Genomic DNA, 242 nt, shown 5'->3' on the forward strand with positions numbered 1-242 from the left:
CTCGCGCAGGGCGCGGGTGGCGCGCTGGGCGATGCCTTCCGGGTTGTATGCCTCGGCGGCGTCCAGGGACTTCTTCTCCACCGGGGTCACCGGGAACAGCGCCAGCGCCGGAATGCCCAGGGCCACCCACTCTTCCGCCTCGATCAGCAACTGGTCGATGGACAGGCGCTCGACGCCGGGCATCGACGGAATGCTTTCACGCTGGTTGACCCCATCGAGGACGAACACCGGCAGGATCAGGT

The 242-nt window shown here is 67.8% G+C and carries 1 pseudogene; it reads right to left on the reverse strand.

From position 1 onward, the window contains the following. Positions 1-240, reverse strand: a pseudogene (locus G5A07_RS21655) (porphobilinogen synthase); the annotation flags it as partial. Positions 241-242 lie beyond the last annotated feature (2 nt).

This window comes from Stenotrophomonas sp. AS012628 (assembly GCF_010608305.1).
GTDB lineage: Bacteria > Pseudomonadota > Gammaproteobacteria > Xanthomonadales > Xanthomonadaceae > Stenotrophomonas > Stenotrophomonas geniculata.